This window comes from Streptomyces sp. NPDC050703 (assembly GCF_040654435.1).
Classification (GTDB): domain Bacteria; phylum Actinomycetota; class Actinomycetes; order Streptomycetales; family Streptomycetaceae; genus Streptomyces.
Window position 1 is genome coordinate 21665 of the sequence record NZ_JBFAHX010000070.1, and the last position, 8341, is coordinate 30005.

Below are 8341 nucleotides of genomic sequence, written 5' to 3' on the forward strand. Positions count from 1 at the left end.
AGCCCGCAACGCCTTCAGGTCCATCGCCTCGCGGCGGCCGGGCTCCTGCTCCTGGACGTCGTGCTCGGGTCGGCCGACTCGGGCGCGAGCAGTTGCTCGGGCATTGCTGCCTGCTGGTGGGTGACGATGTCGTACGCCCGGCCCCGCACGGTGGTGGTGCGCAGCTTCTTCCGCACCACCGCGCCGGCGAGGACGGCGCGCTCGTGCTGGAGCGGGATGCGGGGGATCTCCCACTCCCCCGCGTCCTGGCCCGGCGGTCGGGGCGCAGGCGGCTCGCCGGGATCGACAAGGCGAGCCCCGCGTCCGGCTTTCGGGCGAATGCGGGTGCGAGGGTCCTGCGAGCCGGGCGGGCCGCAGACCCTCCATAGAGCCGCGTCCGCCAGCCACAGTGTGCGCTGCACTCGGAGTCGAGGAGGTTGCTAACGACCCGGCGTTTCGCGGCAGGACAACCCACTGATCTGTTCGTCAGTCGGGCGGTATTTTTTCCAATCATCTTCGCGGAAGACCTGCGGCAGGACGCTGATGTCCTCGGCCCACTGCATGTCGTCGATGTAGTCCATGATTGACTTTTTCATCAGAACGCACTCCGGCCGCTGCCCCTTGCGCATGAAGAATCCGTGATTCTCGTAGCCCGGTATGACGGACTGCCCGGTGACTGTGAACCTCGAGTTCCCGCGGGCGTAATCGTAGAGTGTCAAAGCGTCCGAGAGGACAGCGGCTACGTCGCTTCCTTTGTCCAGGAGGGCATTCACACAATCGCCAACCGAAGCTCTGCTCTCGAGTTCTGCACCGGAAGTCTTCACGAGCGCCTCGCTGAAGGAACTGTCGGTGGAGCACACGACCTTGCCATCGAGATCGGACTTCTTGGTCAGGGGTTTTGAGCCGGTCAGCGTCAGCAGCGCAGACGGGGCGCGTACGTACGGCCCGACGACGTCGAACCCTCTCATCCGAGATGGAGTGATCGCGAGCATCACGAAGTCGACCGCTCGCCGCTGGAGCATGGCCTCTCGAGACTCCGCCGTCATCGGCACGAAAAGCGGCACCCTCCCGAGTGCCTTGGCCGCCATGGCACCGACACGCCTCTCGTACCCATACCCCAGCTGACCGTGCCGGTCGGCCCGGTCCTGCGCGATCCCGATCTTCACTCTGGGGTCATTGGGGCTGCTGGGGTCACTGGGGCTGCCCGAGTCATTGGAGCTGCCCGAGCCATCGGGGCTGCCGGAGTCTAGGCCGGAGCTGTACGCCCCCCAGAGGAGGAGGGGAGTGAGCAGTGCGGCAGCCACGAGGCCAGCCGTACGACGGGACTTGCGGCGCTGGGGTGAGGCGGAGTTCTCGCTGGTAGTCGTGTTGTCGTGGGTTGTCCTGGACAATCCGGCGGCAGCGTCGGACGAAGTCGGGCCGGGCAGCGGGCTGGCGTCCGATTCCTGGGTGCCTTTGCTGATGAGGGCTCCGGGAACGGTCCGGGGACCCTTCTGTGCTGTCCCGGAGGTCATATCGGCCTGCCGCAGAACCTGGGACAGTAGTTCCTCACGCTGCTCGCTGCGGTTGTGGACGAGGTCGAGCCGCTCGTCGATGTCGCGGTCCGTCTCCTCCTCGGACAGCACGTCCCCGTGCGCGGGGACCGGAAGCGGTGCCGGCGTCCACGCCTCGTCGCCCGCCCCGTCCTGGACGGGGGCATTCCGCTGAAGTGCCTCGATCTCTCTGAGGACTTCGCGGTGCTCCCTGAGCAGCACGGTCTGGGCCTGCTCGGCGGTGTAGCGGTCGCTCCTGGCACGGTCCAGCTCCGTCTGGATACGGGAAAGACGAAATCTGGCCTGATCCAAGTGGTGGGCGGATCTGGCACGTTCTGTGTCCCGTAAGTGGCTGACCTCGCGGGTGAGGGCCGCGATCCTCGTTTCCTGCCGGCTCGAGAACTGCAGCAGCAGACGGATGACCCGCTCGCTGTCCACCGTGACCGCCTGGGCCTTGACCAGGGCATCCTGCGTCTGGTTGAGCCTTCGGTGGAGGCTGAGCAGTTCGGTGCTGGCATCGTCGCTCGGCGCAGTACCGTTCGCCGCGTCCTTCCAGAGCCTGTTGGCCCTGGTGATGAGCTGGCTGTTCCAGTGGTCGGCCTGTTGATTCCGAAACTCCTGGAGCACTTCGCCCAGCAGTCTCTGGGGGATGAGCTTCTTCCCGTTGAGGTAGTCCGCCCATGTCGAGCGGCTTCCACCGCGGGGGAAGCGCTCCGCGAGCTTGGCGACGGTGTCGAGGCCAGCCTTCTTGGTGATGTCGACCAGGAATCTGGCCAGCGCCTGCTCCGCGTCCGAGCCGTGGAACTCACGGCTCCGCCCTGCCTTGCCCATCGCCCCCTCCGGAGTTGTCCAGCCCCGTCCGGCCCATTCTCCAGCGCTCGCTGTGCTCACCTGGGCTTTCACGCCAGGAGCAGCCGGACAATCAGAACGCTCCCCAAGCTAGGTGTCCATCTGCCGGATCCTTGACTACACGGGAGAACACCATGGTTACGAACGCCGTGCTCGACTTCTTGACCGGCCTCCTGGGCAACGTCCTCGGTGACCTCGCTGCTGGACTGCTTCTCGCCCTCGGCGGGCCGGGCGTGAAGATGCTGTCCCGGAAGAAGACCCGCGACCGGAACCACGACGAGCAGCCGCCGCTGTAGCAGGCATGAGGCAGCACAGGGAGAAGAACTGTGCTGCGACTGCGACCGCCTCCAACGAATCGGTCGGTGGACGACAACGCACACCGACCGAAATCTCTGCGCGGCCAACGCGCCCTGCTCGCCTTCGAAGCGCGATCACCTGAAGCGCTTGCCCGAGTGCTACCCCCCCTCAACCGATCATTCTCGGCTGCGACAGCCTGGCCCCATCCAGCGGATGCTGAACCGGATCGAGTGGCACGCGGACGAGGGCCTGGACGACGTGCGCGACTACGTCGTGGAACACCTCGGCCAGCGGGACGCCGTGCGGATCGTCGATGACACCGGCTTCCTCAAGAAGGGCCTGCGGGCGGCCGGCGTGCAAAGGCAGTACTCCGGAACCGCCGGCCGCACCGAGATCTGCCAGATCGGCGCCTTCCTCGCCGGCCGCGGACGCACACTGATCGACCGGCGGCCCACGGATTACCCGGACTGCGCAAGGGGCTGTGGCGCCAGAACGTGCCCCCTGCAGGACGCGCGCCGAGCACCGTGGGCGCCCAGCGACGGCAGGTCGGCGATACCCCGGGCCTTCAGATGGCGGCCCGGCGTCGACCTCCGTGATGGATGACGAGAGGTGAGCCCTCGCGCCGACGCCGGGCGGGCAATCGCCCTCTTCCCGCTCGCCGTTCTCCGGCGCCGGCACATACTCCACCTCCTTGACGGCCGCATCCCTCAGCCAGCTCGCGCAGCGCGGCCGCCTCGGCCCTGTCCACGGTCAGCCCCCAACGGAGTTTCGTCGCGGTCCAGTCGGCGGCGTAGGTGCAGTAGGCGTCCGCGAGCGGCGGCAGCCACTGGGCGGGGTCCTGATCGGCCTTGGAGCGGTTGCTCTTCGCGGTGACCGCGAAGAGGCTGCGTTCGGCGTCCAGGTCGCTGGCGTACGCCTCGCGCCGGGCCGTGCTCCACTGCGAGGCACCGGAGTCCCACGATTCGGCGAGGGGCACCATGCGGTCGTTGTCCAGGCCCTTGGGGTCGGTGACGGTTGTGCCGTCGCAGTAGGGAAACCAACTCCCGGCCATCACCTCGGTGGCTGCCCCGCAACCGGGAGTGGAATCCAGGCGGCCGGGGACCGCTTTCACAACTCGTGAGAGGACGCTACGGTCCTTTCCCTCCGGGGCTGGCTCGGTTCTGGCTACCCGCGTCGGGTCCTGCGTTTCTTGTAAGTGTCGTACAGCAGGGTGCCGACAAGGACGATGGGCGCCCACAGTGTTCCATGCTCGGCGCGGCACGCAGGAGCTCCCACGCACCGCGGTGTCCGATGACAGCCCGCACGCGCCCGCCGCATCGGCAACAACAAGCGCGCCCGCCTCTGGTACGCCCTCGCCCGAGAAGCTGTCACCTACCCCGAGACCATCACCCTCGCCCGATTCTTCGCCCACCACCCCCGTGCACTCCACGTCCTCGAACGCCCCGGGCACAGCCACCTTCTACTCAGACCCACCGGCCGACGACACCAGGGCGACGTTCGGCCGGACGCGGCTCTCGCCGAGTCCGGCGGACCCGTCACGTGTGTGCGCGCTGCTCGTATCAGCTCTTGGGCATGAGGACCGTGTCGACGATGTAGACGTTGGCATTGGCGGTCCGCACGTTGCCGCAGACCACGTTGCTGCTGTCGTTGACCTTGTAGGACTCGCCGGAGCCGGAGGTGGTGAGGCCGGCCTTCGCCAGCGTCTCGAAGGAGCCGTTCTCCAGGTCCTCGGGCGTGAGCTTCTTGCCGACCACGTGGTAGGTGAGGATCTTGGTGAGCTGGGCCTTGTCGTTGAGGACCTTGTCCAGGTCCTTCTTCGGGATCTTGTCGAAGGCGTCGTTGGTGGGCGCGAACACCGTGATGTCCTCGGCGGTGTTCAGCGTGTCGACCAGACCGGCCTTCTTCACCGCGGTCACGAGAGTCGACAGGGCGGGGTTGTTCGACGCCGCCGTGGCGACGGGGTCCTTGGCCATCCCGGCGAAGCTGCCCTTGCCGTCCTCGGGCACGGAAGAACAGGCCGGGCCGAACGGCTCGGTCCTCCCCGCCATGTCGTCGGACGGTTCGGTGGACTTCTCTTCCTTGGCGGAGGCGGAGGAGGCGCTATCGGACGCCGTGTCCTTGGAGTCGCTGTCGGAGCAGGCGGTCAGGGCCAGCGGCAGCACCGCGGCGGTGGCGGCGGCAACGGCGATACGACGGATTCGAGTCTGCATGTCGGTTCCTCAATGGTGGGTCACGGGAAGGCCGGCGGCCTTTTCGTAGGTGATCCGGAGCCGAGCGGCGGGCGGATTGGTCGCTTCTGCTTCTGGCCGGGCCTATTCGACGGTGACGACCACCGAGTGCCGGCCCGACGCGCCGTCGGGGACGGTGCGGGTGCGCTCGGCGGTCTGGGTCTCGCCGGTGCGGTCGGTGGCCCGGACGGTCAGGGTGTGATCGCCCTTGGTGGCCTGCCAGGCGTACGACCACTGCCGCCAGGTGTCGCGCGTGTCCTCGGCGGCGAGGCGGGCCGTCACCCACGGCCCGTCGTCGACCCGGACCTCGACCTTGTCGATACCGCGGTGCTGGGCCCAGGCGACCCCGGCGATCGTGACCGTGCCGGCCCGGGGGCGGGTGAAGGGCTTGGGGGTGTCGATGCGGGACTGGGTCTTGATGGGGGCGCGCCGGGCCCAGGCGCGTTTGACCCAGTACGTGTCGTAGGAGTCGAACGTGGTGAGCTCGATGTCCTTGATCCACTTGCAGGCGGAGACGTACCCGTACAGCCCGGGGACGAGCATACGGACGGGAAATCCGTGTGCGAAGGGCAGGGGTTCGCCGTTCATGCCGAGGGCCAGCATCGCGTCGCGGCCGTCCATGACGTCCTCGACGGGACTGCCGATGGTCATGCCGTCCACGGAACGGGCGACCAACTGGTCCGCGGGGCCGCCCTTCGACGGGGGTATGACCCCGCACTGTTCGAGCAGGTCGGCGAGGCGGACGCCGATCCAGCGGGCGTTTCCGACGTAGGGGCCGCCGACTTCGTTGGACACACACGTGAGGGTGATGCGCCGCTCGATGAGCGGCATCTTCAGCAAGTCGTCGAAGGTGAGCGCCCGTTCGCGGGTCACGCCCTTGCCGTGGATGCGCAGCTTCCAGGAGGTGGCGTCGACCTTGGGTACGACCAGGGCGGTATCCACCCGGTAGAAATCGTCGTTCGACGTCATGAAGGGGCTGATGCCCGCGACCCGCGAGGCCGCGCCGCGCGGAACGGAGCCGGCTCCCGACGTGACGGGCGGAAACGCGATCCCGGCGCGGGACGCGACGGCGTTCTTCCCCTGCGATCCGTTCAGGGCCCGGCCCGCGAGTCCCACTCCGGTGGAGGCGGCAGCCGCCGCGGTGGCGGCGAGGATGAAGCCGCGCCGGTCCCAGCCCTCGGCTGCTACGGCGGCCGGGTCGTGCCCGTCGGCCGTATCGCGGTCGTCCGCCGCCTCTGGGCCCTGCCCGGCACCTCGTGGCGCCGGCCGGTGGGTCGCTGGGAGGCGTCCGACGAGCCAGAAGAGGAGGCCGGAGCCGGCGACGGCGCCGACGGCCGAGGGCAGGGCGTCGAGCGGGCCCGTCGAATCGGGTCGGCCGACCGCTGCCACGGCGCCGATGATCCCGAAGGCCAGCACGCCGAGCGAACCGGCCGGTCGGTGGCGCGTGGCCACCATGCCGAGCGCGAGAGCGAGCACGCTCAGCACAGCGAGGATGCCGAGTTGCAGGACCAGCTTGTCGTCGGTCCCGAACTCCCGGACCGCCCAGTCCTTCACTCCCGGCGGAGTGCGGTCGATCGCCGCGCCGCCCACCGCGATGACCGGGCCGGCCTCCGGCCGGACAGCCGCGGAGACCAGTTGGGCGACCGCGATCGCCGCGTATCCCGCCAGCAGACCGCTCAGCGCTCCCAGCGCCGGCCGTGTGATGCCGCGAGGCGGCCGTGTCGCGTTGTCCATACCAGGAATACGTCACCACCTGGCCGCCGGATTGGTCCCCACCGGCACGGAGTGCGCCGTGACGACGTCCGGGTCATGCGGGGAAGTCCACCACCGCGACCGGGGACGTGGTGGGCCGGGCCGAGCCGCCCGCCGGCTCCACGGTGATGCCCATGCCCGCCGCTCCGTCCAACGGCCCCTCCATCAGCACCGTCTGGGTGCTCCGCCCGGGGTCCATGAGGCCCGCGGGGCGCATGACTCCGTCGTCGGAGAACCAGAGCTGGTAGACCTTGCCGGCGGGCGGCTTCGCCATGCCGGTGGCCACGAAGGCGGCCCGGTCACGGCTCTCGGCCACGACGACCGCTCCGCCGGCACCGCCGGACAGCTCGGCTGCGCGGGTCTTGGCGTCCGGGGCGGCGAGCAGGGCCGCCAGCTCCTGTGACTGTTGCTCCGCTTGCCGCGCCTGGTCACGAGCGGCCTGCGTCTGGCCGTACTGCCAGACCGCCGTGCCGCCCAGCGCGGCCGCCGCGGCGACACAGGCGGCCAGCGCCCACTGGGCCAGGCGGCGGGGCCGCTGCTTCGGGGGCGAGCCATCCGGGCCCCGCTCGGCCGGCAGCACCTGCCGGACTGTGGCGATCCGGTGCAGCACCTCGTCCTTCATCGCGGGGCGGGGCACCACCGAGGCGGCGAGTCCCAGGCGCGCGGTCGTGGCCCGCAGCTCCCTGACTTCCTGGGCACATGACTCACAGGCCGACAGATGCCGCTCGAAGGCCTCGCGCTCCTCGTCCTCCAGAGCGTGGGTGGCGTAGGCGCCGGTCAGGGTGTGCAGGTCCGCCGCGCCGTTCATGCGCTCACTCCCAAGCAGTCGCGAAGCCGGATGAGCCCGTCACGCAGACGCGTCTTGACGGTGCCGAGCGGCAGGGAGAGCAGCTCGGCCACTTGCCGATAGGTCAGCCCCTGGTAGTAGGCCAGCGTCACGGACTGCCGTTGGATCTCCGTCAGGGCGCGCAGACAGCGCTTCACCTGCTCGCGCTCCAGGCGCGACTCGACCTGTTCACTCACGTCATCGAACTCCGGCATCCGTTCGAGCAGGGCGGCCTTCTTCTCGCGGGCGGTGGAGGCCTCCACCGAGCGCACGCGGTCCACGGCCCGCCGGTGCGCGAGGGTGAGCACCCAGTTCATGGCCGTCCCGCGATCCTGCCGGTAGCGAGGAGCCGTGCGCCACACCTCGACCAGGACCTCTTGTGCCACTTCCTCGGACTGAGCGTGGTCGCGCAGCACGGCGCGCACCACGCCGAGGACCGGGCCGATCACCGCGTCATAGACTCCCGAGAAGGCGCCCTCGTCACCACGAGCGACACGGGCGATCAGTCCTTGCAGGTCAGGGGGAGGTATCGCACGGGTTCCGATGCGCACGGCATCGCTCATGTCGTTCAGCTTTCCGCAGGAGGGGCAATGTGTACTCATGATTCGGAGCACGCGCTCGGGCGGATTGGTCCGAGAGCGGATTGGTCCGACCTACCGGGACCGACCCGTCGCGAAGACGCTTCACCCTGTTGCCCCGGTCCCGGCTGATCCAACGGCGCGCCCCGCCCCCTCGTCGCGTCACACCTCTCCGAGGCGGTCACGCGGTACTTTCGGCTGTTCCGACTCCCGGCTGGCTGCCGAGATCATCTTCGACCGCGGGCTGGGCGACCTGTTCGTGGTGCGCACCGCGGGCCACGTGACCGGGCCGGAGGTGCT

Annotated in this window: 7 protein-coding genes and 3 pseudogenes; 3 read left to right on the forward strand and 7 right to left on the reverse strand. The window is 69.2% G+C overall.

Annotation, left to right across the window (positions count from 1 at the left end; translation table 11 throughout):
- Positions 1-14: 14 nt before the first annotated feature.
- Positions 15-401, reverse strand: a complete 387-nt coding sequence (locus AB0I16_RS34660; protein ID WP_363253654.1) for a hypothetical protein — start codon at positions 399-401, stop codon at positions 15-17.
- A gap of 18 nt (positions 402-419) precedes the next feature.
- On the reverse strand, positions 420-2342 hold the full coding sequence (locus AB0I16_RS34665) for a transporter substrate-binding domain-containing protein (RefSeq protein ID WP_363253655.1): 1923 nt from the start codon (positions 2340-2342) through the stop codon (positions 420-422).
- A gap of 152 nt (positions 2343-2494) precedes the next feature.
- On the opposite strand from AB0I16_RS34665, the gene AB0I16_RS34670 reads away from it, so the two are divergent.
- Positions 2495-2656: a hypothetical protein gene (locus tag AB0I16_RS34670; protein WP_363253656.1), complete on the forward strand. Its 162-nt coding sequence runs from the start codon at positions 2495-2497 to the stop codon at positions 2654-2656.
- 205 nt (positions 2657-2861) lie between these two features.
- Positions 2862-3104, forward strand: a pseudogene (locus AB0I16_RS34675) (transposase); the annotation flags it as partial.
- Between the two features lie 250 nt (positions 3105-3354).
- Here the strand turns inward: AB0I16_RS34675 and AB0I16_RS34680 are convergent.
- The 5 genes and pseudogenes from AB0I16_RS34680 to AB0I16_RS34700 all read right to left on the reverse strand — a co-directional run.
- Positions 3355-3714 (reverse strand): annotated as a pseudogene (locus AB0I16_RS34680) (DUF1524 domain-containing protein); the annotation flags it as partial.
- A gap of 502 nt (positions 3715-4216) precedes the next feature.
- Positions 4217-4867: a fasciclin domain-containing protein gene (locus tag AB0I16_RS34685; protein WP_363253657.1), complete on the reverse strand. Its 651-nt coding sequence runs from the start codon at positions 4865-4867 to the stop codon at positions 4217-4219.
- A gap of 102 nt (positions 4868-4969) precedes the next feature.
- Positions 4970-6619, reverse strand: a complete 1650-nt coding sequence (locus AB0I16_RS34690; RefSeq protein ID WP_363253658.1) for a sulfite oxidase — start codon at positions 6617-6619, stop codon at positions 4970-4972.
- A gap of 73 nt (positions 6620-6692) precedes the next feature.
- Positions 6693-7445 carry an anti-sigma factor gene (locus AB0I16_RS34695; protein WP_363253659.1) on the reverse strand — a complete coding sequence of 251 codons (753 nt, stop codon included), beginning with the start codon at positions 7443-7445 and terminating at the stop codon, positions 6693-6695.
- Positions 7442-8026, reverse strand: a complete 585-nt coding sequence (locus AB0I16_RS34700) for a sigma-70 family RNA polymerase sigma factor (protein WP_363253660.1) — start codon at positions 8024-8026, stop codon at positions 7442-7444. The genes AB0I16_RS34695 and AB0I16_RS34700 overlap by 4 nt, the downstream gene beginning before the upstream one ends.
- A 208-nt stretch (positions 8027-8234) precedes the next feature.
- On the opposite strand from AB0I16_RS34700, the pseudogene AB0I16_RS34705 reads away from it, so the two are divergent.
- A pseudogene (locus AB0I16_RS34705) lies at positions 8235-8341 on the forward strand (carbonic anhydrase); the annotation flags it as partial.

Excerpts from the sequence above, each read along its gene's own strand:
- AB0I16_RS34670 (WP_363253656.1), top strand. The coding sequence starts at position 2,495 with ATGGTTACGAACGCCGTGCTCGACTTCTTGACCGGCCTCCTGGGCAAC.
- AB0I16_RS34700 (WP_363253660.1), bottom strand. The coding sequence starts at position 8,026 with ATGAGCGATGCCGTGCGCATCGGAACCCGTGCGATACCTCCCCCTGAC.
- AB0I16_RS34690 (WP_363253658.1), bottom strand. The coding sequence starts at position 6,619 with ATGGACAACGCGACACGGCCGCCTCGCGGCATCACACGGCCGGCGCTG.
- AB0I16_RS34695 (WP_363253659.1), bottom strand. The coding sequence starts at position 7,445 with ATGAACGGCGCGGCGGACCTGCACACCCTGACCGGCGCCTACGCCACC.
- AB0I16_RS34685 (WP_363253657.1), bottom strand. The coding sequence starts at position 4,867 with ATGCAGACTCGAATCCGTCGTATCGCCGTTGCCGCCGCCACCGCCGCG.
- AB0I16_RS34665 (WP_363253655.1), bottom strand. The coding sequence starts at position 2,342 with ATGGGCAAGGCAGGGCGGAGCCGTGAGTTCCACGGCTCGGACGCGGAG.